Source organism: Lactobacillus sp. ESL0263, from assembly GCF_003692845.1.
GTDB lineage: Bacteria > Bacillota > Bacilli > Lactobacillales > Lactobacillaceae > Lactobacillus > Lactobacillus apis.
In genome coordinates this window covers 383,123-407,429 of sequence record NZ_REHL01000004.1, presented here as the reverse complement: position 1 = coordinate 407,429, position 24,307 = coordinate 383,123, and the positions used below count along the sequence as shown (strand labels likewise).

Sequence of the window (24,307 nt, the reverse complement as noted above, 5' to 3'; positions counted from 1 at the left end):
TACTTTTCTAGTTTATCATTTAATTAATATAAATGAAAAAGCAGAATCAACGGCCTGTAAATATATTTCAGAGTATAAAAAAAGAAAGAACTAAGTCTTCCTTTTTAGCTATTCTAAACTAATTGTAATTTCCGCTCTTCCTGGTATGCACAGTCAATGTTGCCACCACCTAGACACTCTTCACCGTTATATAAAACTAGAGCCTGTCCAGGTGTTACTGCACGAGCTGGCTCATCGAAGTAAACAGTAGCTGAATTATTAGCAGCATGATATTCAACAGTAACTGCAACATCAGGCTGGCGATACCGGAACTTTGCACTACAACGAATCTTGAAGTCACGGTCAGGCTGACCAGTGAAAAATGACATGCCGCTTGCTTCAAGCTTAGTAGCGTAAAGCAATTCACTATCATATCCTTGCTCAACAATTAATTCGTTTTTTTTCAAGTCCTTACCAACAACAAACCATGGAGCAGTCGATTGCTTAGTAGAACCTAGACCCAAGCCAGAACGCTGGCCAATAGTATAGTACATTAATCCGGCATGCTCACCGACAACGTTTCCACCAGGTGTGACCATTTTGCCAGACTTTGCCGGTAAGAACTCACTTAGAAACTTGCGGAAGTTTCTCTCTCCAATAAAGCAAATTCCAGTGGAGTCTTTCTTTTTTGCGTTAACTAAATTATTTTCAATTGCAATTTCACGTACCTGTGGCTTAGTCAAATTAGCCAATGGAAAAATCACCTTACTGATTTGTTTTTGACTCAGTTGACTCAAAAAATAAGTTTGATCTTTATTGCCATCTTTTGGCCGCATCATATGTGTAATACCATTTTCATCGGTAATCGTCTTTGCATAATGTCCCATCGCAATATAATCTGCATCTAAGTCCATTGCGAAATCCAAAAATGATTTAAATTTAATTTGGCTATTACACATTACGTCGGGATTAGGTGTGCGCCCCTTTTTGTATTCACTTAAAAAATATTCAAAAACACGGTGCCAATATTCTTTTTCAAAATTGATTGAATAATATGGAATACCAATTTGATCAGCTACCTTTTTGACATCTTCATAATCTTCTGTTGCGGTACAAACACCCGCATCATCAGTGTCATCCCAGTTTTTCATAAAAACGCCAATTACATCATAGCCTTGCTTCTTAAGTAGTAATGCAGAAACAGAGGAATCAACCCCACCACTCATACCTACTACTACTCGACCCTTTTTTGCCAATTAACTCAGTCCTTTACAGCAACAATAATATTTCGCTCTTCTAAGTCTTTTAGAATATAATCTAACAGCTCCACCGTAGGTGCTAATTGTTGGTTTTTAAAAATATTAACCTTCTTAAGACCATTGCGGTCAGTCACAACCATTGTTAAATGACTCATTTCTTTGTCAATCGTCATTTTCAATTTGGTAGGAGCATTATATGGTGAATCATTATAAAGTGGATGTTCGTAATTAAAATTACCTTTAGCCGTTTTAACAAAGCCAGCGTCAATAAGCGCGTACAGCTTCAAGTCAGGACTAAGTGTAAACTTACGCGTATCACCATTAATTTCTACAGTATTTGCCATAATTATACCTCACGCTTACTAATAATAAGTTAAATTAAATTAAAAAGCAACTATTTTTCTTTTTTCTGGACTTTCTGAGCAATTTTCACTAGTTGTTGAGCAAAACTAGTAATTTCTTCATCAGTCGTATATCTACCAAATGAAATTCTAATTGACTCTAGAACACGCGGAGACTTTTTACCAAAGCATGCACATAAAACATGTGACGGTTCGAGTGAACCTGCTGTACAAGCTGAGCCACCTGAAACAGCAAAACCAGCTAAATCAAGATTTGCTTGTAAAAGTGTTGTAGATATACCATCAATGCGCAGGTTCAAAATATGATGCGAGACATTTTCACCTAAACCTCCATTAACCTGATAAGCAATTTTTGCTTGATCAAGTTCAGTCAAAATTATTTTTTGGAAGTGATGATACTTTTCTTGCAATTTTTGCTTGTCAATTTCAGCAATTTCGCTTACCGCTTCGCCCAAGCCAGCAATTCCAGGAACATTCTCAGTACCTGCCCGTCGCTTCGTTTCCTGCTCTCCACCATAGACTAATGGTGGTAATTTCACATCAGCTTTTTCATACAAAAAGCCAAGAAACTTTGGCCCATTTATTTTATGAGCAGATGAAGATAGTAAATCGATTTTCATTTTAGCAACATCAATGTCAATGTTCCCTAATCCCTGAACCGCGTCAACATGGAAATATGCGTTACTCTTTGCGACAATTTCACCTATTTCAGCAATCGGATTAATTGTCCCTATTTCGTTATTGACTGCCATGATCGAAACTAAAATTGTTTCAGAAGTTAAGTTCTTTTTCAACTCTTCAAGTGAAATATGACCTGTTTCATCAACATCAAGATAAACTACATCGAAGCCCTCACGTTCAAGTTGCATCATTGGCTGTAAAACAGATGGATGCTCAATCTTAGTAGTTATAATGCGCTTGCCTATATCAGACCTACTATGAGCGATACCGAAAATTGCCGTATTGTTACTTTCCGAACCACCAGAAGTAAAAATTATCTCGTTATCCTTAGCATTAATTGCTTTAGCAACCTTTGAACGCGCTTGGTCAACTACATGACGCGCTTTTCTTCCTAGCTCATAAGTACTAGAAGCATTACCAAAATCGTTCTTCATTTCTTCAGTAACCACATCAATTACTTTCGGAGACATTGGAGTAGTCGCTGCATTGTCTAAATAAATTTCTTCCATAAGCTATTTCACTTTGTCTAGATAGGCACAAATTAACTTTGCAGCTTTAGCGCCAACTTTTTTAGCAAACTGATCAAAATCTTCGTTTGCATTATCATTTCCATTATCTGAAATCGCACGTAATGCAATAAGAGGTTTAGCAAAATGATAAGCTACTTGAGCAAAAGCCGCACCTTCCATTTCAACGCCAAGAGCATTCGCAAAATTGCGTTTAATTTCGTCCTTCTGCTTATCAGAACCGATGAAGGAATCACCAGTGACTACTAATCCTTCTTGATACGATACTCCTTCTTTATTTAAGAAGCTAATAAATTCATTTCTAGCAGATGAATCTAGTTCAAACACTGCTGGTTCACCGGGAATTTGTCCCTCTACGTAGTCCCCAGCAAGCGTATTATGAGCATCATGGTAAGCAAAAGAGTTAGCTAAAACTAAATCACCTTTATGAACAGTTTGTTGCAAAGAACCAGCTGTTCCAGTCATAAAAATCAAATCAATATTTACACTACTCAATAAGCTTGCTAAGTTCATTGCAGCTTGTACTTTACCTATTCCACTCAATCCAATGTAAATTTCATTGCCGTTAACGCAAAAATGCTCGAACTGTGTAGATCCGAACATTTCTGTGCTACCAGAGTGAAAATACTTACGATAATATTCTGCCTCAATTTCCATTGGGACAATAATTGCTATCTTCATTTTCCCCTCGATTATTTATAAATGAAATAACGCTAATAATACCAAAACAATCAATACAATCACAATTAATATTGCAATGTTTAAACGCCTTTTTAGTCTTAAACCCTTCTCTACCCAAGTCTTAGGCTGAACTTTCTGCTTATTTTGATACTTGGAATTATTTTCATCACTAGAAGTTTGCGTTTCTCTTTGAGGTTCTCTTCTAGTTTTTGAGCTTTGCTCATCATTAAAAGGACGCTCAGTTGAGTCACGTGTAAATTCTGGATTTACATCTACTTCTTCCTCGTTATCAAAAGCCGATTTAATTGTCTTAAAAAAGCTGTTTTTCTTTTTTCGTTGATTCTTTTTTCGGTAATCAGATCGCTTTTCAGTCATTTTATTCCTTTGCGCTTGCGCCAGTTAACAACATGTTTTCCCAAACACTCATTGCGTACAACGTTTTTGCGTCAACAAGTTTACCTTGAGCAAAAAGACGCTTTAGTTCTTCCAAATTATACCAGTGACTAGTCAAAAATTCATCTGAATCTAATGGTCTTTTATCATCAAGCTTTGTCAAAGTGTCACAATAAAATAAATGTAGTTTCTCATCAGTAAAGCCAGGTGAAGAATAAAATTCGGTAATTTTTTCCCAATAATCGGCATGATAACCGCCTTCTTCATTCAGCTCGCGTTTCATTGCATCCAATGGACTCGCATCGGTCTCATCAATTAAACCAGCTGGAATTTCCAAGGTTAATTCTTTAATTGGTTCGCGCCATTGTTCAACTAGCAGCATTTCTTGCTTATCATTTACTGCAATCGCTGCAGCAGCAGGTTGATGTTTAACTACTTCTCTTGTTGCAGTTTCACCGTTAGGCAATTTAATTGTTCTAACAGAGAGATCAACAATTCGCCCCGAAAAAATCTGTTTTGAAGAAATTTCAGTTTCTGTTAAATCCATTTATTCACTTTCCTATTAATTAGCTAGATATACATTCACACATTGCAAGCCATTTTTTCCTTGAGCAAGTTGGTATTTGACTTTTTGACCAACTTGAAGTCGACGATATCCTTCTTCTTTAATTGCAGTGTAAAAAACAAAATAAGATTTGTGGTTTTCGTCATCTTCAATGAATCCAAAACTACTTTTTGGATCAAATTGCTTTACTGTACCTAAACGCATTATTCTTCTAGTCCTTCTTGAGCTGTTTCTGGATAATCAGCCTTGACTATCTCAGCACAGCGTCCACAAAGCATTGGAAGGTCGTTATCCTGACCAATGTCATTTCTAATCATTCGGCATCGTGGACAAACTTCACCTTCAGCTCGTTCAACAATGAAAGCACCATTTTGTAGTTTCTCAGCATTTTCAGGAGCTGGACCATCAGCGATAGTTAATTTAGAGACAATTAAAATCTGTCTGAAATTGGCGTCTAGTGAATCTAAAACCGACTTCATTTCTTCAGTAGGATAAATCGTCACAGCTGCCTCAAATGATTTACCAATTAGCTTCTTATCACGTGCTTCTTCTAAGACCTTTAAGACGTCATCTCTTAATGACATGAACTTTTGCCATTTAGCAAGTAGCTCTTCACTATTTTCATATTCTTCAACTTCAGGCATATTCGTCAGTTGGATGTAGTCTTCTTTTTCTTTTAAGAATGACCAGATTTCTTCCATTGTGTGCGGAAGGATAGGTGTCAAAACCTTAGCTAATTTAACCGCAGCATCGTAAATGACCGTTTGCATTGAACGTCTTGCATGACTATTCTTGCCTTCAATGTATAAAACATCTTTTGCAAAGTCCAAGTAAAATGCTGATAAATCGTTAGAAATAAACGAAAAGATCATTTTATAGACGTTATTGAAATCATATTTTTCATAACTTTCCAAACAGGTCTTAACAAGTTCATTCAAACGAACTTCAAGATATTGATCAATCGAATTAAGATCTTCATATGCAATACGGTCTTTTTCTGGATCAAAATCTGAAGTGTTAGCCAACATATAACGGAAAGTGTTTCTTATTTTACGGTAGCTTTCAGAAGTTTGCTGCAAAATGTCTTGGGAAACTGCTACATCTGAAGTTGCATCAACTGAAGCAACCCATAAACGAATTATCTCAGCACCCATCTTTTTAATTATATCGTTTGGTGCAATGATGTTACCAAGCGATTTAGACATTTTATGACCTTTATCATCTAAAACGAACCCTTGAGATAGAATGTTGCGATATGGTGCCTGACCAGTTGTTGCAACTGAAGTAATCAAACTAGAATTGAACCACCCACGGTACTGATCACTGCCCTCAAGGTACATGTCTGCTGGAAAACGTAAATCTTCTCTTGCAGCCATTACTGCTCGATGTGAAGACCCAGAATCAAACCAAACATCTAAAATATCTGTTTCTTTTCTGAATTCTCCATTAGGAGAATGTGGAGAGGTAAATCCATCTGGTAAAAGTTCTTTAGCAGTGCGTTTATACCAAGCATTTGAACCTTCCTTGGCAAAAATTTGCGCAATGTGTTCAATTGTTTCTGGAGTAACAATTGGAGTATCATCTTCTGCGTAAAAAATTGGTAGAGGGACACCCCAAGCACGTTGACGTGAAATTACCCAGTCGCCACGATCTTTGATCATGTTGTGCAAACGAACTTTACCCCATTCTGGCATAAAGTTAACCTGATCAATTTGTTCAAGAATTTGTTTACGACATTTTTCGATTGATGCAAACCATTGGGTTGTTGCACGATAGATAACTGGCTTCTTAGTTCTCCAGTCATGAGGATATGAGTGCGTGAAAAAGCTTAGTTTCAATAAGTTACCAGACTGCTTTAATTTTTCGCTGACAACTTTATTAGCATCGTCATAAAACATGCCAACTAATTCCGGGTCAGGAACTTCATCGGTATAGCAACCCTTATTATCCAAAGGACTAAAGACAGGTAAGTCATAGCGTTGAGCAACGTTATAGTCGTCTTCACCAAAGCCAGAAGCAGTGTGAACTAAACCAGTACCGTCAGCAGCAGTAACATGCATCGCATTCATTACCAAAACATCTTGTCCATATAGTGGATGTGAAGCAAGCATGCGATCCATCTCAGAACCTTTTACGTGTTGTACAACTTCATAATTTTCCCAATCAAGTGCTTCTGCTACTGCTTCAAGTCGATCAGTACCTACCACATATCTTTTATCGCCAACTTTGACTACTGAATAGTCAAAGCCTGGATTAACTGTGATTCCTTGATTAGCGGGTATAGTCCAAGGTGTTGTAGTCCAGATTACAAAATAAGTATCCTTTGGATCAATGATGCCCTTACCATCCTTAACAGGAAAAGCAACATAAATTGAAGGAGACTTTACATCGTGATATTCAACCTCGGCTTCAGCCAACGTTGACTCACTAGAAGGTGACCAGTAGACTGGCTTCTTACCCTTGTAAATGTATCCTTGTTCATACATTTTACCAAACACACGAATTTCTTCTGCTTCGTATTCAGGTTGTAAAGTAATGTATGGATGATCCCAGTCACCCATCACTCCTAAGCGCTTAAAATCAGCTTTTTGTTTACTGATTTCTTTTTTAGCGTAGTCTTCACACAATTGACGGTATTCCGCACGATTCATTTTCTTGCGGTCAACGCCTTGTTTTGCTAATTGTTGCTCAATTGGCAAACCGTGTGTATCCCATCCGGGAACGTAAGGTGCGTAATAACCATCCATATTTTTAAAGCGAACAATAATATCTTTAGAAATCTTGTTTAACGCATGTCCCATGTGAATATTACCGTTGGCAAATGGAGGACCATCATGCAAGTCAAAACGAGGTTTACCCTCATTTAGTTTTAGTCTTTGTTCATATAATTTATTTTCATCCCATTCTTTTTGCCATTCTGCTTCTCTAACGGGAAGATTTCCACGCATTTTAAATTTAGTTTTTCCTAAATTTAACGTATCCTTTACTCTCATTATTTATTCCTTTCTGCAAAAAAACCTCGTCCTGATTAGGGCGAGGTTTTATATCGTGGTACCACCTAAATTGAGCCAATTAAGCTCCACTTAAAGATTGCGTAACGTGCAATTGACGAAATAAACTGTATCGTGATAGCTGATCAACCATCAAGCACTTAATACTAGTCTCACACCACCACTAGATCGCTGAATTGTCTTTCGGTTTTACTATCCGTTTATTAATTTCTTTTTTTATAATCCTCTGGAAAAACGATTGAAGTTCCCGAAACTTGTACTTCAGGTCCTTCTTCATTATTCAGATCAATTGTTTCAGAATTTGAACTGTCACCAGCCATTGGCTGTGGATCATCTTCTTCATCAAAGTTTACTTCATAGTCATCATCTTTGTCAACTATTCCCGTATCCTCTTCATCGTCATCTTCATCAACAATTTCTTCTTCGTCGGTTAAGGTAATTGGCTCTGCACCGTCTGGTGGATAAAAGCGCTCTGTGCCAAAGTACTTATCAAGCGCCTTTTGCCAATCATCGTCATTGAGATTTTCAATTGCCTTTTGAAGCAAATCTTGAATATATGTACGATAACCAGCGACCTCTTTCTTAACTCGCTCGTAATCATCTTTGATCGTATCCAATTGCTGCTTTTGGTAGTCAACATCTACTCTTGCTTGAGCAGTTTCGTTATGCGCTTGCTCTGTTGCCGTATTGATAATCTCTTGTGCACGAACGTGTGCATCAGCAAGTTGATGCTTAGCTGCTTCTTCGTTCTGCTCATATTTCGTAACTTTAGCTTGTAAGTCATTAACTTGCGTTTTTAGCCGAGCTACTTCATTTTTTAAATCAATTGTTTCATCAAGTGCATCACCATAGTCATCCACAACACGATCTAAAAAAGAATCAACTTCGCGACGATCATAGCCACTAAGTCCACGTTTTTTAAATTCCTCATTATGAATATCCATTGGCGTTAATTTCTTTGTTTGTGTTTTTTTGTCTGCCAAAGTCTCAGCACCACCTTATATTTGCCTTTTCTCGTTGTTCTAATATCCTCAACTTTGCATCGACCAAAATGCCTTAAGCTGAGAACATCATCTACTTTTACTATTATATTAGAATCTTTGATACCATGCCAATTTAATTTAACCAAATTTGTCGAAATACTATTTTGAATTTGGCTACGGCTTTGGTTACTAATTCCTGATAAAATTGCATCAACACGAAGTGAAGTTACAACAATCGAAGTTTCACTACTATCATCTTCTGGGACTATGACATTTCTAAAGTCTATAGGTTCAACTTTAACTTTGACTCGCCCTATTCTAGTAATTTCTTTTTGAAAAAAATCAGTTAGTTCACTTTTCCCAAAAAACTGCCACTGCCCATTTCCGTCAGTAATGATATCACCAAATGTTTCAGTCTCAATTCCTGAATTAGCTAAGCTACCCAGAATGGCACTATGAGTTAATTTTTCAAACTTATTTGGATAGTTAATTGAAAATGCAGTTACACCATAATCCGATAAATCAAAATTAGTCCAGTCTACAGTTAGATAAACTCTTTTCTTCTCAGCAGCTTGGTAACCACCAAAATCCTGCATAAAAAGATCATTTCCTGCAATTGTGCGTAAAATATCTCTTTGAGCAGGATCCAAGAACTCAGTAAGCAATGGTTGCTGTTTAAAAACCACACTATTGAAAAAACCGGTCATTTTATCAATGACCGATTTTTCTTCAACGTCAAAATAAGGATAAAATTTACTTGCTTGTCTCTTTTCCATTATGCAAAGATCCTAAACAAAATATCACATAGCCATCCTATAGCATATTCCTGCACAAAGTACAGTAATAATAAGGCTAAAAGAAATGAAAAATCTATACCAGTAGAATTTGATAACTGTTCGATTGGTCCTTTACGAAAAATACTCACATATGGATCAATGATGCGATTAATTATTTGCCCAATTGCTGAATCACGTAAAAAAGGTACCCAACTCATAATTGCATCTATAACCATCACAATACTGTATAACCAAATAATCCAATTTAGAATATTTTGTATATAATAAATTGCTACAAGCATTAACTTAAATTATCTTTCTTATCGACTAAATCGCTGATTTTTCCATTAGTTACGAATTTAGGTGGTGTAGCTAAAAAGATCTTATCACCTATACGTTGAATTTCACCATTTAGGGCATAAACCGTTCCTGTAATAAAATCAACAATTCTTCTCGAAGAAGCATCTTCCATGCGACTAAAATTGATTATTACAGCCTTGTTATTTAATAAATTTTGGGCTACATCTTTAGCATCTGAATATACACGAGGTTCATACAAAACGATCTTGCTTTTAGCAGAATTATTCCCAGACTTAATAGAAACTACCTTGTCATGATCAATTGCACCGACAGGAATACTGTTTTCAGTTTCTTCCTGCTCATCAAGATATTCTTCGTTATCTAACATCTCGTCTTCATCATCAGAGACGCCAAAAAATTTACCTATTTTACTAAAAGCCATTTCTTTTACCTCCTATTAGTTTTCGCCACGGTGTCTAAAGAATGGAATGTCATCTGTATCGTCATCATCAAAAGCATTAGTTTCAATCTGAGAAATATTGCTTTGATCATCATCAAATGAACTTGGCTGTTCATTTTGCTCAACCTCGCTTGGAGTTGAACGACGATTAACTTGATCATCATTGTCTAAACCCCAAACACTTGTTGGATCAACCATTGTTCGATGCTTAGGTGCAGGTTCAACATCAGAAGCTTGATCAACAACTTGCGCTTCGCCAACTGGTTCAGCAACATTTTGGTTAGCTGGTTGGCTAGGTGCTTGCTTGTTCTGATTTGCCTTGACCTGATGACTTTGACCAGGTATTTGCTTTGAAGCCTCTTCTTCAGCCAAAGAACTAATTCCAGTCGCAATTACAGTAACAACAACTTCATCGCCTAAGTTAGGGTTAATAGATGTACCAAAGATAATATTGACGTCATCGCCAGCAGCCTTTGAAACAATTTCAGAAGCATCTTGAGCTTCAAATAATGTTAAGTCTGGTCCACCAGTAATGTTTAGTAAGACTTGTTTTGCACCATCAATTGAAACTTCAAGAAGTGGTGAAGAAATTGCCAATTTTGTAGCTTCAACAGTTCTGTTTTCACCACTAGCACGTCCGATTCCCATCAAGGCAGCACCTTGATTTGCCATTACAGTTTTAACATCCGCAAAGTCTAAGTTTACGTAGTCAGTAGAAGTAATTAAATCAGAAATTCCCTGAACACCTTGCTTCAAGACATTATCAGCCTCTTTGAAAGCATCCATCATTGGGGTCTTCTTATCAACCATTTCCAGTAAGCGGTTATTAGCAATAATAACTAACGTATCAACATATTGCTTTAATTGGGCGATTCCTTCAGTTGCATTTTTCGAACGCTTAGGTCCTTCAAATGTAAATGGTCTAGTAACAACACCAACTGTTAATGCTCCCGTTTCACGAGCAATTTTAGCAACAACTGGAGCTGCACCAGTACCTGTACCACCACCCATTCCGGCAGTGATAAAAATCATGTCAGCACCCTTAAGTGCATCTTCTATTGTTTGCTCACTTTCTTCAGCAGCCTTTTGACCAACCTCAGGATGAGAACCTGCTCCTAATCCTCTCGTTAATTTTGGTCCAAGCTGAATTTTAGTTTCTGCTTTATTACTATTTAATGCTTGAACATCTGTGTTAGCAGCAACAAAGGAAACCCCTTGAACGCCGTCATCGATCATTCGATTAACAGCATTACCACCAGCTCCACCGACACCAATCACTTTGATGACAGCATTTTTATTGTCGTCTGAATCGAATGTGAAATCCATCTAATTAACCACCCTTTAATCAAAGAATTTTTTAAAGAAATTCTTTATTCCTTTTTCTTTATTTTGCGTATCTTTATTTGATTTACTTTGCGTTCTTCGTTCCCGCTTCAGTAACTCAGTTCTATTATATTCTTCTTTACCCTTTGTTTCATTACCGGCACCTGTTCTTTTTGAATTTTTATTATTTTTTTCAGGTAGCTCAGTTTTTTCTCCAAGTGTATTCTTACCGTAAATTGCACTTATTACCAAAAAGTCAATATCAGACATCTTATATGCATAGTTGACAATACCATATGCGGCTGAATAAACAGGATTACGCATCCCAATTTGATCCGGTTGATAAATACGGGTTTTAATATTTAATTTTGTTGCAATAATATCATCAATTCCCTGTAGTAAACTACTACCACCAGTAATAATAACACCACCAGGAAGTTTTAAAGCATCATGCTTAATTAAACCCTTCTCAATCCGGTTAACTATTTGCATAATACGCGCATTAATAATCTGACTTAAGTAAACTTCATCTACCATCTGCTGACCATTTGAGCCAACACTATTAATGGCAAACTTATTCTTCTCCGAAGCAAGCTTAGGCTCAGCATAACCGTAGTCAAGTTTAAGTTGCTCGGCATCTTTTTTGGAGGTACTTAAGACGGTTGAAATATCATTTGTAATGTCGCTACCGCCTTCAAAGTCAATATTTGCATATTTAATCTGACCATTATGAATAACAGTCGCAGTAGTTATGCCACCGCCCAAATCTAAAATAATAGAACCAAATGTCCGTTCACTTTCATTTAGAGCAACACTTGCAATTGCTAGTGGCGTTGGAATAAAGAAATTATTTTGATAGCCAGCACGTTCAATTGCTTTTTTTATATTGTGCAATGGACTTGCAGGAGCAGTTAGTACTATACCTTGGACAGCCAATGAGTGAGCAATCATCTTTCGTGGATCGTCAACTTCGTTTTTGCCATCAATTAAAAAACGGCTCGGTAAAAAAGCAATCGGTTCACGTTCACTTTTTACAGCAGACCTAATTGCAGCTCTTACGACGCGCCTAACATCATTATTGCCAACTTCTTGGCCATTATCACTAACATTGATTAAATCACTTGCAGTTTCTAGCTGTAACATTCCAACTGGAATACCAGTTACAACCCGATAAATGTTAGCATTTGTCTTTTTACTTATTTCTTTTAGCGCATAGCTGATTGCACTTGCGGTCTCATCAATATCAACGATACTACCGTGACGCATTCCCTTATTTGGAACTGCGACAGCTCCAATAACTTTTCCGGAATCAGCTACAACTGCTTTTACACTTGTAGTACCTATGTCAAGTCCCACCAGTAAATTTGTGTTGTCCAAGATTAACCCCCCGTCGATGCCTTTTTGAAAATTTTAACATAAAACAATTATAAATACAGCTTATATTAAGCCATAAGCTCGCTTTTCGCTTGATGTCAGTGGACGACTATATGCACCTACTTCTAAGTCAATCAAGCTATTTTTCTTTACTTTATTCTTTATTTCATTATAATACTTTAATTTACTTTTGATTGTAGAGATGTTTCCAATAACTACATTTCCATCTTTCATTACAAAGATGACCTGCGATTTCCGACGGGTATTTCCACTCAATAGCTTAATTTGATCCTGGAATTCTTCAGGCAAACTATTAAATAACTGTAAATTGTTTTTTAATGAAACTTCATGGTTGTAACCAATAAAAACCGGCTTATCTTGATCTATTTTATTCCAAGAAATAAGCTGTGTACCTAGTTTACCATTTGATAGGATTTTACAATAGCCTTTTTCTTTTTTTATATAACCAATTGTTTTAAATTCAACGATATTTAAATTTAATTGATTGAAATGTTTTACTTTTATATCAACACTCTTAACTTCTGTGTATCTATTAGCTAGATCTTCATCTACATCATTCCAGTGTAGCAAATAGTCGATTACTCTATCGCTTGCCTTAATATCAGCAGTTTTAACCACTTCTTTAGCAGGTAAATCATCCGCTCCCTCAACCCTAACACTGCGAACATTTGCTAGGGGTGAAATGTAGTAGCCAAGGCAAATTAAGCAAATTATTGAGATAGTTATGATTAAGCCAAGCCGTTTAACCAACGCAGACTTACGTTCACTATGCAAATTTGAAAGTGAAGCAGAAATTTTGTTTTGGCTTTTTCTTTTTTTCTGATTAGATTGATGATCTAAGTAGTGCGATAATTTTTCTTCCGGATCAATCTTAGTTATGCGTTTCTTGGTCAACTACCTCACCTGCTTTTATTTTTTGGCTATTTCTTCCATTACTTTAATAACCTGATCTGATGCATCTGGTACACCCAATTTCTTAGACGCTGCACTCATTTCATCAGCATATTTCTGATCTAGTAAAATGTGATCAATCGAAGAAATAAAATTGTTAGGATTTAAATCATCTTCAGCAATAACTGTTGCTGCCCCAGCTTTTTCAAGATCAAGAGCGTTCTTCATTTGATGATTATGGGTAACATTGGGACTAGGAATCAAAATTGCTGGTACGCCTAAGGCAGTAAATTCTGCAATACTCGTTGCGCCTGATCTTGAAACAACGCAAGTCATCTTGGGTAAAAGAGCTGGCATGTCCTCAACATAAGCCAATACTTTGATGCTTGGACCATAGTTAAAGTCGGCTAACTTCTTTTGAATTTCATCATAGTAGTATGTACCTGTCACCCAGATCACTTGATACGGTTTTTTCATTAACTTAGTCAGTGATCTTAGCATAATCCGATTCAGAGCTAGAGCACCCCTAGAACCACCAAAAACCAGTACTGTCGGTGTATCAGGATTAAGTGCTAATTTACTTTGCAAGTCAACTTTTGTCGAAGCAAGGCCTAACACCTGCTGTGAACGAGGGTTTCCAGTTTTTACCAGTTTTTTCTTTTCGGTAAACTGTGCAGCTGCATCATCAAAGGTATAACAAATTTTATCAACATAATGACCCAAAAACTTATTTGCGACACCAACAACTGAATTAGATTCATGAATCATCGTAGGAATATTCATTTTAGCAGCAGCGTAGACCATTGCTCCGCTTACATAGCCACCCGTACCTACAACAACATCTGGCTTAAAATCAGAAATTATTGTTCTGGCCTTTTTGGTTGCCTTAATAAATAGGTTAACCGTTGTAAAGTTACTTAGTAAGTGCTTTCTAGTAAACCCCTGCAATTCAAGTGTTTTAAAGTTTACTCCAGCAGCAGGAACGATTTTTGCTTCGAGCCCTTTTTGCGTTCCGACAAACAGAATTTCGTCATCAGTTGCTAGGTCACGCTCTTTAAGTCGTTCTATCAATGCCATTATTGGATAAATGTGGCCACCCGTGCCACCACCTGTAAAAATAATTCTCATTTTATTTAGTTTTCAGTTCCTTAACAAAATTTATAAAATAGTCGCCACGTTCTTCAAAAGTACGGAATTGATCCCACGAGGCACATGCTGGTGAAAATAGTAAAACATCGCCCGGTTGGGTTAACTCATAGGCTTTGGGCACCGCCTCTTGTAAGCTGTTTTCAATCACAATATCAGTGATACCAGCCTTACGAGCAGCGTCTGCTAACAAGAATCTTGTTTCACCATAAAGAACAACTGCTTTTACGTGCTTTTTTAGTAATGGTACTAAGTCATCAAATGTAAATCCACGATCTAAACCTCCTGCAATCAAAACTTCTGGTTCTTGAAAAGATGGGATAGCAACTGATGCAGCCTCTATATTAGTGGATTTAGAATCATTATAAATCTTTCGACCATCAAGTGTCATGACATACTGTAAGCGGTGTTTAGCACCGGTAAAAGTTGCCAAGACTGCTTGAATGTCTTCATTTTCTGCCCCCATGATTTTAGCGATTGCAATTGCCACTAAGGCATTTTGTTGGTTATGGATTCCTGGCAGCTTCATTTGCTTAGTTGCCATAATCTTTTCGTTTTGATCTTGCAAATATCCGTCAGCGATAAAGTAATCTGCTGTTTGATCTTTTTCTGAAAAAGTTTGTATTTTGGCCTTGGTAATTGCCTTTTCCTTTTCTAAGATGTCTTTTTGATCAAAATTAGCTAAAAAATAGTTATCTGCTGATTGTGTTTTCGTAACATTTAGCTTAGCAGCCACGTAATTGGCAAAGGTTTTATGATAATCAAGATGAACATTATCATAAATATCAATAATTGCTGCAACGCGCGGATTTATATCAGTCACACCCATCAATTGGAAGCTTGACATTTCAACAACCAGAACATCATCCTTCGTAGCCTCAGTAACAACCTCTGCAATTGGTCGTCCAATATTACCTACCGCATATGCATGTTGTCCAGTTTTTACTAAATGATGCTCCAAAATTTGTTGAGTCAACATTACCGTTGTTGTTTTACCATTAGAACCGGTAACACAGATATATGGAGCTTCACTGACACTTAACGCAACTTCCGGCTCGGTAATAATTGGTAAGTCTAGTTTGATTGCTTCCTTTACCATTGGGTTATCATATGGAATACCAGGATTTTTAACCAAATAATCAAAGTGCTCTTTTGAAAGCAAATCAACTGGATGTTGACCACCAATAACCCTTACACCAAGCTTTTTTAATTCTTGTGCATGAGGATTTTGATCGAGATCAGCCTTATCGTTTAAAGTTAATTTTGCACCAAGCTTAAGCAACAACTCACTTACAGCAAAGCCGCTTTTTCCTAATCCTAAGACTAAAATATTTTTATTCTTATATGTCTCAATCTGCCTCATTTTGTTTTATCCCCAAATAACTAAATATAAAATACTGCCAATTAAACCAGTTAGCCAGAAAATAATATCAACTTTCCATTCGGAATAACCTAACATTTCAAAATGATGATGAATAGGTGTCATTTTAAAAATTCTCTTACCCGTTGTTTGGAAAGAAATCACTTGTAAGATTACACTAGCTGTTTCACAGACAAATACGATTCCAACTAGTAACAATGACCATGGTCTATTTAAAAAGATACTTACGGCAGCTAAACCACCACCTAGGGCAAGTGAACCAGCGTCACCCATAAAAATCTTGGCTGGTTTGTGGTTGAAAATGAAGAAAGAAATAAGTCCACCAATTACACTCATACAAAAAATTAGTACGGCAAAGTTCTTTTGCTTTAATGCTAAATATGCGTACGTACCGTATGCAATGATTGATAAACCAGTAGCTAAACCGTCTAACCCATCAGACAGGTTAACTGCGTTTGAAAAGCCAACCAACCAGAAAATAACAAAGATTGTAAACAAAATTGCGCTTGTCACAATGCCGATAAATGGAATATAAAGACCAAATTTGAAGTTATCAGTTGCTGCAATTAGCACAATTAAAGCTGCAATTAGGATCTGCAATGTGAACTTTTGCCAAGCCTTTAAACCCAAGTTTCGCTTATAAAACAGTTTAATTCCATCATCTAGAAAGCCAATAATGCCATAGCCTAATAAACTAATTACCAAAATCCAAATTAATTTATTCAAGTGGTTTTGCCAAGCAGCTACCCATATTGTTGAAATAACAGCGGAAAGCACAAAGATGACACCACCCATTGTAGGCGTCCCCGATTTTTTCTCATGCCATTTAGGGCCTTCATCACGAATTTCTTGTCCTTCATGGTGGCTTCTCATGAAAATAATCATCCATGGAAGAAAAATTCCTGTTAATGCTAACGAACTAACTAATGCAATAATGCTAATGATAAGCATAAAAATGCTACTCCTTTAATTTGATTTTTATTTTAGTACCTGACTTAATAGTGACACCAGGTTTCACGCTTTGCTGACTAGCTCTACCAGTGCCTTGAATATCCAACTTCACATCAGTAAGATTTTCAAATTGACGCAATTCTTCAATTGTCCAGCCATTCATTTTGGGACATTTTATTTTACCAGAAGTCAAAACAAAAATTTTGTTACCTGCTTCTAGTTTTTGTCCTTTAGCAATTGACTGCCCGCTTATTTTATCACCACTGCCTACCTTAGCAAGCTTCAAACCTATTTGACGTGCCTTCTTCTCAGCTTCTAAATATGACATTCCTTTAAAATCAGGTGTTTTAATGATTGTTGTGTCATTTACTTCGTTTTTTGACATTAAAATGACGCGTTTCATCATCGGTTTAAAAATTGAAGCTAAGATAACTTCCGCAGGCTTGCTCATCCGTCGAGGCTGCTTCACGGTTATATAAATACAATAACGTGGGTGTTTGGCTGGGGTAACGCCAACAACAGAAAAAGTATAGTTATTGTCGCCCTTGAGGTAACCTCCACCTTTGGTATTGGCAATTTGAGCAGTTCCAGTCTTGACTGCAATACTTTCGCCCTTAATGCGGTAAACAGATCCTGTTCCAATTTTCTTATTCAATACACGTTGCATATTTTCAAGAACTACTTGTGCAGTTTCTTTTGAATAAATCGGTTCACCAACATTTTTGATTTGATAATTGGTAATTGTCTTACCTTCAGAATCCGTCACTTTTTCAACAAACTGTGGCTTTACCATTTGACCTTCATTAGCCAAACTACTAAAGGCTTGCATCATCTGCATAACATTAACATTTACACCTTGACCAAAACTTGTAACAGCTTGATCAATTGGTGATTTAAAAGCAATCAGTCCTGGTTGTTCTCCTGGCAAAGTAACACCAGTATTTTGACCAATATGAAATTCATTCAAATATTTACGCCAAGTTTTTGCACCCATTTGTTGTTCAAGATGAACAAAACCAGTATTACTTGAGCGAGGAAAAGCCTGTGAAAATGGGATACTTCCCCACCCATGAGTTTCCCAGTCATGAATTACTGAACCGTTAACTGTTACCGAACCAGAATTGTAATATTGATTGGGGTGATAATTTCCACTGTTAACTGCCGCAGACAAAGTTAGTACCTTAAATACAGAACCTGGTTCATACGTATCTTGTACCAAAATGTTCCGGTATGATTTTTCCATTCCCTTTTTCGTTTGCGGGTTAAAAGTAGGTCTTTGTGAAGCAGCCAGAACTTTACCAGTTTTCATGTCTTCTACAACGGCAGTGATTGAAACTGGATTAAAATTGCTTTGGACATATGACAAACGATTTTCAAGGTACTCTTGCAATTGTGAATCAATGGTCAAATAAACGTTATTACCATCTTTGGGTGCCTGATAGTTTTGAACACTATTTGGCGTTTGAAAATTTGAAGCATCAACTGACGAAATTTGGTAGCCATCCTTACCTGATAAAACATCATTATACCAAGCTTCAAGTCCCATTGTTCCAATCAAATCTTGGGTCTTAGTTTTTTTGTTATACTCTGGTGTAGCCAAGCCAACAATATGAGAAGCGAAATTACCATTAGGATAGAGTCTCGATTGAGTTTCAAAAAACTTAATTCCTGGTAACTTCATCTTTTCAATTCGTTCTTTTTCTTTTCGTGTCAACCCAATACCAGCAGTTCCAAATTGAACCTGAAAAGCTGGATGACCTGGATTTAAATACTGCAAAATCTTGTCAGCAGAAAGCGGTAGGACTTTCGCTAATTTTTCTGCAGTTTCTGCTTTATTTACAACGTATTCGGGCTTATTTTTATAATTGATCGAAGATTTATCCAAAATTGCATAAATTGTATATAGATGAGAATCCTGAGCAACCGCAAGACCATTACGATCATAAATTGTTCCGCGAGTTGCTTTTAAAACCTGATTTCTCATGTATAACTGCTCAGTTTTTTTAGTCAAGTCTTGACCGCTAACTGTTTTAGATATTCCTATATATAAAAATCTGCCCATAAATACAAGAAAAACCAAAGCTACAGCTACCTGAAGGAATCTTCCTACAGTAAAACGGTATTTGTGAGCTTTGGATTTCTGTAAATTTAAATTACTAATGTGTTTTTTCATTAGTGAATAGTCCTAATATTTTTTTCAATCAAAGTTAGCCCCTTATCTTTAGCAATCTTGTTAAGTCTTGCACTTGAGGTTAACTCGCCTAATTCCTGGTGTAAATCACTTACTTGACTTTGCTTTTTAGCAACTGCACGTTGCACACTAGTAAGTTCATGTTGAGCTGAAGTAGCAGAAATGCTTGAAGATACTAACATTGTCATCAAGCCAATTGTGATTAAGGTGCCCACGGCAAGTAAAGTCCGCTCTAACCCATTCCAAGCAACATGGCGATGGTCAAGAACTTGTCTTTTTCTTTTTTGGGGCTCTTCTTGATTATTAGGATTAAATTCTATTTTTCTTGCTAAACTATCAGCCATTGCTATTTCCTCTTCACAATTTTTCCGCAACTCGCAACTTTGCACTGTGTGAGCGGTTATTGTTTTCCAACTCTTCTTTTGAAGCAACAATTGGTTTCCGATTGACCAGGCGAAGTGTTGGCTTCATGCTATCTGGTATCATTGGCATTCCTCTTGGTACTTCAACTTCAGAATATTTTTTAAAAATATTCTTTACAATTTTGTCTTCATCAGACTGGAAGGTAATTACACTAATTCTGCCACCGGGCTTTAAGAGCTCAATAGCCTCCTCAAGTGACTCCTGCAAAACATCAAGCTCATGGTTAACAGCCACGCGTAATGCTTGAAATGTCTTTTTAGCAGGATGTCCCCCAGTTCGACGTGCAAACGCAGGAATTGCTTCCTTAATAACCTCTACCAATTCAAAAGTTGTTTCTATTGGTCTGTTCTGTCTTCTTTCAACGATTTTACGAGCAATTTGTCGTGAATATTTTTCATCGCCAAACTTGTACAAAATATCTGCTAGCTCTTTTTGGCTGGAATTGTTCACTAACTGATACGCATCAAGACTTTGACTTTGATCCATACGCATATCCAATCTAGCATCAAAACGGTAAGAAAAACCGCGTCCTGCTTGATCAAATTGCGGAGATGAAACACCCAAATCATAGTATATACCGTCAATGCCATTTTGATAACCTAGCTCAACCAGATTCTTCTTTAAATGACTAAAATTGTCGTGCACTAACTGTAGTTTAGGGTCACTATTAGGATCTAATAAACTAGCAAAGTTCAACTGTGCTGATTTTATTGCATATTCATCTTGATCAAAACCAACAAGCGTTCCATTTTCAAGCTTGCTTAGTAAATATTTTGCATGTCCGCCACCGCCAAAAGTTGCGTCTACGTATAGGCCACCGTTTTGGGGATTTAAATTTTCAATTGTTTCATGTAAGAGTACACTGGTGTGTTTGAATTCCATAGTCATTTTTATAGTTCAATATCATCCAAATCTTCTGCGATATCATCATAGTTTTCATTAGCGTCTTCACTAAATTCTTCCCAGCGTTCCTTGGCCCAAATTTCAATTCGGTCGGATACACCAACGATGACACATTCTTTAACCAAGGAAGCGTGTTCCTTCAATGTTGTGGTCAGATTAACACGTCCTTGTTTATCAAACTCGCATTCCATTGCACCAGAGTAAAACAATCGCGTAAAACTACGCGCATTCCTCTTAGTTAATGGAAGTTTTGCTAACTTAGCTTCAATTTTTTGCCACTCATCAAGTGTGTAGCCAAAAATACAGCCTTCCATCCCACGAGTAAATACCATCTTATCACCAATTTGAGTACGCAAACGAGCGGGAATAATTAAACGCCCTTTGCTGTCAAGATTGTGATGGAATTCACCCATGAACATGGTCTAGCCCCCCTTCCAAATAATAATTTACCACATTCCACCACTTTCTACCACTTTTTAGTACATTTTTTCACTTTTTTATTTTTTCACGTTTAAAAATAAAAAAAGATTGAAATCTTTTTGCAAGATTTCAATCTTTTAAGCTTATTTTGCCGGTGGTGAATTATGCCCACTTAAATCATCAAAAATAATAAACCAACATACCAAAAAATGGTATTCATAGTTAAAAAGTCCCAAATTTCTCTCATTGTTCTACCCAATGAAATGTTTTTATTTTTTATTGCCTCACTAACTGCAATAATTATTACTAAAATAAAAAACACGAAAAAGCCATATGGCAAAAATTCTGGTCTCTTTTCTTGAACGACTATCAAATGACAAGCCGCAATTAAAAAAAACGGTAAAATATCATAGCCTCTAAATTTTGCTTTTGGAAAAAACTTATTTAGTAAGACAGCTATTACTATTCCAATGATGGGTAACACAAAGATTAAAAGCATATTTGTTCTTCCTCTACTTACTTTGTTTCTATTTTATCCTATTAGCCGTTTGAAAAAAATAATTAAGTAGAATAAAATATTGTTCAAACAGGAGGTCAACAAATGACGCGAAGACGTAAAAAGAAAAAATCAGGTTTTGAAAAGTTAACTATTTTTATGGCATGGCTAATGGCTATTATTACTTTAGCAGCTGTTGTCGTTCAGGCATTAAGCCAAATCGGCTTTTTCGAATAAAAAACGTGAGAAATGATCTCACGTTTTTTGTTTATAGAGAATTTAAGAACGATAATTCTCCTGCTTTACCATAAATGGAAACTCTATAGCTAACCAATTCCAAATCCAGTACGTTAGTATAATGAAAGCAGCTGACCATAAAAGAGTTGGTAGCAAGCCTTTTATTAACATCCCTAGTGATACTTTAGTGATACCAGTTAGGTTAAAGAACAGCCAATTATAAACATTCAAGAAAATTGTCCCAATTAATGTAAAGATAGCTCTAGCCCAAAATAGTTCTGGTAAAAAGCGAGCAACTTTTTGCAAAAGCCAGCAGACACACGGCAAACTAACTGTATATACACCAATGATACCAAAGAAAAAAATATCACTTACAATGCCTGTACCGAATGCTAGCCAAAGTTCTTTTTGGTTAATATCATCAATTAATGCAACTAGCATCATACCAATTGGTAGTAATAAATTTGCTCCATTATTAAAGCCAAACAGTGGGTGTAGATATAATGAAAGACTACCGTTTAAAGCTAAAGTGATGAATAAAGCAAATGCTAGTGTATATTTCTTTAACGAGCTCATCAGTCCACCGTCCTCTTAATTACGGTTACTGTTGTTGGGTCATTCAATTCACCAGCAGGATCTACTTTTATCAAGTCAGATAGCCCAAAAGAATCGTGAGTTGTAGCCGCAACTTTTCCAATTAGTAAACCTTTAGGAGAATTGCCGCCCATTCCACTAGTATATATCCTAGTGCCTTGCTTTAATTTCTTACTATCAACTGCTTGAGTAAATGCCAGTGTCTTATCTCCAATAACAGTGATAATGCCATGAACCTTTTTCCCATTAGTCGCCTCAGCTTCCACGGCGAAACGGTTAGCAGACTTATCAGTAGTTGTGATTAATTCAACCTTAGCTGATGCAGCATCTGCTTCGACAATTCGTCCGATAACACCACCGCCAGACATTACCGCCATATTTTTACGTAAGCCAGAAGTTGTCCCTTTGTTAATAACCAGGATATCTGTCCAACTATCAGGAGAACGAGATATTACTGACGCATTAACTTGATCAAAATCAGTAAGAGTTTTCTTAAGTTTTAAAGCTGACTTCAGCTGCTTATTTTCCGCTTCAAGGCTAGAATTACGCGTTTTTGTTTGCTCTAGTTCAGACACACGACTTTTTAAGTAATTATTCTCATTTTGTGTATTTAGCAGCTCATTAACATTGTTGAAGCCACCAGAAATTATACCGATTGGAAAATCAACAACTCTGGCACCAACTGCAACAATATCATTGCCTAAACTTTGAATTACAAGTGGAGTATTTCTTTTGTTGCGTAAACTAACAGAGCCACCAATCACTGCAAAAAGAGCAATAACAACAATGCAAACTGATAATAATTTTTTATTTTGTAGAAATTTCTTCATCTGGAATGATCCCTAAAGAAAAGCCGGCAAAAATAGCCGGCTTTTAAAATTTTATCTGCGACTTCTACGCATTATTTCAATGTTTTTGAGAGATTCACCTGTTCCAACTGCAACACAGTCCAGTGGATCTTGAGCAATGAATACAGGAACTTTTGTAGCCTCAGAAATAACATCAGGTAAATTCTTAAGTAAGGCACCACCACCGGTTAAGACAATACCATGGTCGATAACATCAGCAGCAATTTCTGGTGATGTTTGTTCAAGTGTTTCTTTAATAGCAACAATAATATCTTGAACAACGTCTTGAATGGCACGTGATACATCTTCTGCCTTGATATCAACTGATTTTGGTAAACCAGTAACCAGGTCTCTACCACGAATATTAACTGACTCAATTTCTTTTGCTTTTTCAACTGATGCAGATCCAATTTGAATCTTAATATCTTCAGCAGTACGTTCACCGATTAGCAAATTAAAGTTGGAATGAACATAGTTTACAATAGCGGCATTGAACTTATCGCCTGCTTGACGAATTGAAGTTGAAGATACAATTCCACCAAGTGAAATGGTTGCAACATCTGTTGTTCCACCACCAATATCAACTACCATTGAACCGGTAGGATCCATTACTGGTAATCCAGCACCAATTGCAGCAGCAAATGGTTCTTCAATCACATAAGCTTCACGCGCACCAGCTACTCGAGCAGCATCAATTACTGCTCGTTTTTCTACTTCAGTTACACCAGATGGAACACAAATCATTACTGAAGGCTTAGAATTACCAACGGTCTTCTCAATAAAATACTTTAGCATTGAAGCAGTTGTATCGTAATCGGCAATAACACCATCTTTCATCGGTCTAATTGCAACGATGCTTGATGGGGTTCTACCAATCATTTCTCTGGCTTCTGAACCAACAGCGATTACTTTATTAGTATGAGTATTTTTAGCAACAACAGAAGGTTCTCTTAAAACTATCCCTTTACCTTCTATATAGACAAGTGTATTTGCTGTACCCAAGTCGATACCAATATTTTTTGCTCCTAATCCAAACACGAAAATCTCTCCTTATTACTGCAGTCTCTAAATCTTGAATCATTATAGCATAAACTCAGACTTAAAAAAGAAGCGCAGTATAAACTTTAAGAT

General features: G+C 36.7%; 27 protein-coding genes. 1 reads left to right on the top strand and 26 read right to left on the bottom strand.

Features of this window, described 5'->3' with window-relative positions:
• Positions 1–113: 113 nt before the first annotated feature.
• The 23 genes from mnmA to F5ESL0263_RS03870 form a co-directional block, all read right to left on the bottom strand.
• Positions 114–1,235, bottom strand: coding sequence for a tRNA 2-thiouridine(34) synthase MnmA (gene mnmA / locus F5ESL0263_RS03980; RefSeq protein ID WP_255409600.1), 1,122 nt, complete (start codon positions 1,233–1,235; stop codon positions 114–116).
• A gap of 5 nt (positions 1,236–1,240) precedes the next feature.
• Positions 1,241–1,582, bottom strand: a complete 342-nt coding sequence (locus F5ESL0263_RS03975) for a DUF1831 domain-containing protein (protein ID WP_046306739.1) — start codon at positions 1,580–1,582, stop codon at positions 1,241–1,243.
• A gap of 50 nt (positions 1,583–1,632) precedes the next feature.
• Positions 1,633–2,790, bottom strand: coding sequence for a cysteine desulfurase family protein (locus F5ESL0263_RS03970; protein ID WP_122035030.1), 1,158 nt, complete (start codon positions 2,788–2,790; stop codon positions 1,633–1,635).
• A 3-nt stretch (positions 2,791–2,793) separates the two neighbouring features.
• The gene (locus tag F5ESL0263_RS03965) at positions 2,794–3,489 is read right to left on the bottom strand and encodes a 5'-methylthioadenosine/adenosylhomocysteine nucleosidase (protein WP_122035028.1); all 696 of its coding nucleotides are present in this window, start codon (positions 3,487–3,489) and stop codon (positions 2,794–2,796) included.
• Between the two features lie 15 nt (positions 3,490–3,504).
• Positions 3,505–3,864, bottom strand: a complete 360-nt coding sequence (locus tag F5ESL0263_RS03960) for a hypothetical protein (protein WP_122035026.1) — start codon at positions 3,862–3,864, stop codon at positions 3,505–3,507.
• 1 nt (position 3,865) lies between these two features.
• The gene (locus tag F5ESL0263_RS03955) at positions 3,866–4,429 is read right to left on the bottom strand and encodes an NUDIX hydrolase (RefSeq protein WP_046306730.1); all 564 of its coding nucleotides are present in this window, start codon (positions 4,427–4,429) and stop codon (positions 3,866–3,868) included.
• A gap of 15 nt (positions 4,430–4,444) precedes the next feature.
• On the bottom strand, positions 4,445–4,651 hold the full coding sequence (locus F5ESL0263_RS03950; protein WP_046306729.1) for a cold-shock protein: 207 nt from the start codon (positions 4,649–4,651) through the stop codon (positions 4,445–4,447).
• On the bottom strand, positions 4,651–7,440 hold the full coding sequence (gene ileS / locus F5ESL0263_RS03945) for an isoleucine--tRNA ligase (RefSeq protein WP_122035024.1): 2,790 nt from the start codon (positions 7,438–7,440) through the stop codon (positions 4,651–4,653). The genes F5ESL0263_RS03950 and ileS overlap by 1 nt, the downstream gene beginning before the upstream one ends.
• A 221-nt stretch (positions 7,441–7,661) precedes the next feature.
• Positions 7,662–8,441: a DivIVA domain-containing protein gene (locus F5ESL0263_RS03940; protein WP_122035023.1), complete on the bottom strand. Its 780-nt coding sequence runs from the start codon at positions 8,439–8,441 to the stop codon at positions 7,662–7,664.
• Complete coding sequence (locus F5ESL0263_RS03935) at positions 8,408–9,217, bottom strand: RNA-binding protein (protein ID WP_122035021.1); 810 nt, start codon at positions 9,215–9,217, stop codon at positions 8,408–8,410. The genes F5ESL0263_RS03940 and F5ESL0263_RS03935 overlap by 34 nt, the downstream gene beginning before the upstream one ends.
• Positions 9,217–9,519 (bottom strand): YggT family protein, encoded by a 303-nt coding sequence (locus F5ESL0263_RS03930; protein WP_122035019.1) that lies wholly within the window; start codon positions 9,517–9,519, stop codon positions 9,217–9,219. The genes F5ESL0263_RS03935 and F5ESL0263_RS03930 overlap by 1 nt, the downstream gene beginning before the upstream one ends.
• Positions 9,519–9,959 (bottom strand): cell division protein SepF, encoded by a 441-nt coding sequence (locus tag F5ESL0263_RS03925; RefSeq protein ID WP_122035017.1) that lies wholly within the window; start codon positions 9,957–9,959, stop codon positions 9,519–9,521. The genes F5ESL0263_RS03930 and F5ESL0263_RS03925 overlap by 1 nt, the downstream gene beginning before the upstream one ends.
• 15 nt (positions 9,960–9,974) lie before the next feature.
• A complete protein-coding gene (gene ftsZ / locus F5ESL0263_RS03920; protein WP_122035015.1) occupies positions 9,975–11,303 on the bottom strand; it encodes a cell division protein FtsZ in 1,329 nt (442 codons plus the stop codon).
• Between the two features lie 15 nt (positions 11,304–11,318).
• Positions 11,319–12,677 carry a cell division protein FtsA gene (ftsA, locus tag F5ESL0263_RS03915; RefSeq protein WP_122035013.1) on the bottom strand — a complete coding sequence of 453 codons (1,359 nt, stop codon included), beginning with the start codon at positions 12,675–12,677 and terminating at the stop codon, positions 11,319–11,321.
• Positions 12,678–12,737: 60 nt separating this feature from the next.
• Positions 12,738–13,589 carry a cell division protein FtsQ/DivIB gene (locus F5ESL0263_RS03910; RefSeq protein WP_122035011.1) on the bottom strand — a complete coding sequence of 284 codons (852 nt, stop codon included), beginning with the start codon at positions 13,587–13,589 and terminating at the stop codon, positions 12,738–12,740.
• A gap of 15 nt (positions 13,590–13,604) precedes the next feature.
• Positions 13,605–14,714 carry an undecaprenyldiphospho-muramoylpentapeptide beta-N-acetylglucosaminyltransferase gene (gene murG, locus F5ESL0263_RS03905; RefSeq protein WP_122035010.1) on the bottom strand — a complete coding sequence of 370 codons (1,110 nt, stop codon included), beginning with the start codon at positions 14,712–14,714 and terminating at the stop codon, positions 13,605–13,607.
• 1 nt (position 14,715) lies between these two features.
• The gene (gene murD / locus F5ESL0263_RS03900; RefSeq protein WP_122035008.1) at positions 14,716–16,095 is read right to left on the bottom strand and encodes a UDP-N-acetylmuramoyl-L-alanine--D-glutamate ligase; all 1,380 of its coding nucleotides are present in this window, start codon (positions 16,093–16,095) and stop codon (positions 14,716–14,718) included.
• A 6-nt stretch (positions 16,096–16,101) separates the two neighbouring features.
• Positions 16,102–17,064, bottom strand: coding sequence for a phospho-N-acetylmuramoyl-pentapeptide-transferase (mraY, locus tag F5ESL0263_RS03895; RefSeq protein ID WP_232354531.1), 963 nt, complete (start codon positions 17,062–17,064; stop codon positions 16,102–16,104).
• 7 nt (positions 17,065–17,071) lie between these two features.
• The gene (locus F5ESL0263_RS03890; RefSeq protein ID WP_122035006.1) at positions 17,072–19,237 is read right to left on the bottom strand and encodes a penicillin-binding protein; all 2,166 of its coding nucleotides are present in this window, start codon (positions 19,235–19,237) and stop codon (positions 17,072–17,074) included.
• A complete protein-coding gene (gene ftsL / locus F5ESL0263_RS03885; protein WP_122035005.1) occupies positions 19,237–19,599 on the bottom strand; it encodes a cell division protein FtsL in 363 nt (120 codons plus the stop codon). The genes F5ESL0263_RS03890 and ftsL overlap by 1 nt, the downstream gene beginning before the upstream one ends.
• A 13-nt stretch (positions 19,600–19,612) precedes the next feature.
• Entirely contained in the window at positions 19,613–20,560 is a 948-nt protein-coding gene (gene rsmH / locus F5ESL0263_RS03880; protein WP_122035613.1) for a 16S rRNA (cytosine(1402)-N(4))-methyltransferase RsmH, read from the bottom strand.
• A gap of 8 nt (positions 20,561–20,568) precedes the next feature.
• Positions 20,569–21,000, bottom strand: coding sequence for a division/cell wall cluster transcriptional repressor MraZ (gene mraZ, locus F5ESL0263_RS03875; RefSeq protein ID WP_122035003.1), 432 nt, complete (start codon positions 20,998–21,000; stop codon positions 20,569–20,571).
• Positions 21,001–21,173: 173 nt separating this feature from the next.
• On the bottom strand, positions 21,174–21,500 hold the full coding sequence (locus tag F5ESL0263_RS03870; RefSeq protein ID WP_122035001.1) for a DUF3397 domain-containing protein: 327 nt from the start codon (positions 21,498–21,500) through the stop codon (positions 21,174–21,176).
• 102 nt (positions 21,501–21,602) lie between these two features.
• On the opposite strand from F5ESL0263_RS03870, the gene F5ESL0263_RS03865 reads away from it, so the two are divergent.
• A complete protein-coding gene (locus tag F5ESL0263_RS03865; protein WP_122035000.1) occupies positions 21,603–21,734 on the top strand; it encodes a DUF4044 domain-containing protein in 132 nt (43 codons plus the stop codon).
• A gap of 42 nt (positions 21,735–21,776) precedes the next feature.
• On the opposite strand, the gene mreD is transcribed toward F5ESL0263_RS03865, so the two are convergent.
• Genes mreD through F5ESL0263_RS03850 form a run of 3 tightly spaced genes read right to left on the bottom strand, consistent with a single transcriptional unit; the run spans position 21,777 to position 24,214 of the window.
• Positions 21,777–22,310 carry a rod shape-determining protein MreD gene (mreD, locus tag F5ESL0263_RS03860; protein WP_122034998.1) on the bottom strand — a complete coding sequence of 178 codons (534 nt, stop codon included), beginning with the start codon at positions 22,308–22,310 and terminating at the stop codon, positions 21,777–21,779.
• Complete coding sequence (gene mreC / locus F5ESL0263_RS03855; RefSeq protein ID WP_122034996.1) at positions 22,310–23,158, bottom strand: rod shape-determining protein MreC; 849 nt, start codon at positions 23,156–23,158, stop codon at positions 22,310–22,312. Before mreC ends, mreD begins: the two co-directional genes overlap by 1 nt.
• 51 nt (positions 23,159–23,209) lie before the next feature.
• A complete protein-coding gene (locus F5ESL0263_RS03850; RefSeq protein WP_122034995.1) occupies positions 23,210–24,214 on the bottom strand; it encodes a rod shape-determining protein in 1,005 nt (334 codons plus the stop codon).
• Positions 24,215–24,307: the final 93 nt, after the last annotated feature.

Bases quoted from the DNA above. Each gene is read 5' to 3' on its own strand.
- F5ESL0263_RS03975 (WP_046306739.1), bottom strand. From the start codon at position 1,582: ATGGCAAATACTGTAGAAATTAATGGTGATACGCGTAAGTTTACACTT.
- ftsZ (WP_122035015.1), bottom strand. From the start codon at position 11,303: ATGGATTTCACATTCGATTCAGACGACAATAAAAATGCTGTCATCAAA.
- F5ESL0263_RS03870 (WP_122035001.1), bottom strand. From the start codon at position 21,500: ATGCTTTTAATCTTTGTGTTACCCATCATTGGAATAGTAATAGCTGTC.
- F5ESL0263_RS03950 (WP_046306729.1), bottom strand. From the start codon at position 4,651: ATGCGTTTAGGTACAGTAAAGCAATTTGATCCAAAAAGTAGTTTTGGA.
- F5ESL0263_RS03970 (WP_122035030.1), bottom strand. From the start codon at position 2,790: ATGGAAGAAATTTATTTAGACAATGCAGCGACTACTCCAATGTCTCCG.
- murD (WP_122035008.1), bottom strand. From the start codon at position 16,095: ATGAGGCAGATTGAGACATATAAGAATAAAAATATTTTAGTCTTAGGA.
- murG (WP_122035010.1), bottom strand. From the start codon at position 14,714: ATGAGAATTATTTTTACAGGTGGTGGCACGGGTGGCCACATTTATCCA.
- F5ESL0263_RS03955 (WP_046306730.1), bottom strand. From the start codon at position 4,429: ATGGATTTAACAGAAACTGAAATTTCTTCAAAACAGATTTTTTCGGGG.
- F5ESL0263_RS03935 (WP_122035021.1), bottom strand. From the start codon at position 9,217: ATGGAAAAGAGACAAGCAAGTAAATTTTATCCTTATTTTGACGTTGAA.
- F5ESL0263_RS03890 (WP_122035006.1), bottom strand. From the start codon at position 19,237: ATGAAAAAACACATTAGTAATTTAAATTTACAGAAATCCAAAGCTCAC.
- F5ESL0263_RS03965 (WP_122035028.1), bottom strand. From the start codon at position 3,489: ATGAAGATAGCAATTATTGTCCCAATGGAAATTGAGGCAGAATATTAT.
- F5ESL0263_RS03930 (WP_122035019.1), bottom strand. From the start codon at position 9,519: ATGCTTGTAGCAATTTATTATATACAAAATATTCTAAATTGGATTATT.
- F5ESL0263_RS03925 (WP_122035017.1), bottom strand. From the start codon at position 9,959: ATGGCTTTTAGTAAAATAGGTAAATTTTTTGGCGTCTCTGATGATGAA.
- ftsL (WP_122035005.1), bottom strand. From the start codon at position 19,599: ATGGCTGATAGTTTAGCAAGAAAAATAGAATTTAATCCTAATAATCAA.
- F5ESL0263_RS03960 (WP_122035026.1), bottom strand. From the start codon at position 3,864: ATGACTGAAAAGCGATCTGATTACCGAAAAAAGAATCAACGAAAAAAG.
- mraZ (WP_122035003.1), bottom strand. From the start codon at position 21,000: ATGTTCATGGGTGAATTCCATCACAATCTTGACAGCAAAGGGCGTTTA.
- rsmH (WP_122035613.1), bottom strand. From the start codon at position 20,560: ATGGAATTCAAACACACCAGTGTACTCTTACATGAAACAATTGAAAAT.
- F5ESL0263_RS03865 (WP_122035000.1), top strand. From the start codon at position 21,603: ATGACGCGAAGACGTAAAAAGAAAAAATCAGGTTTTGAAAAGTTAACT.
- mreD (WP_122034998.1), bottom strand. From the start codon at position 22,310: ATGAGCTCGTTAAAGAAATATACACTAGCATTTGCTTTATTCATCACT.
- ileS (WP_122035024.1), bottom strand. From the start codon at position 7,440: ATGAGAGTAAAGGATACGTTAAATTTAGGAAAAACTAAATTTAAAATG.
- mraY (WP_232354531.1), bottom strand. From the start codon at position 17,064: ATGCTTATCATTAGCATTATTGCATTAGTTAGTTCGTTAGCATTAACA.
- mreC (WP_122034996.1), bottom strand. From the start codon at position 23,158: ATGAAGAAATTTCTACAAAATAAAAAATTATTATCAGTTTGCATTGTT.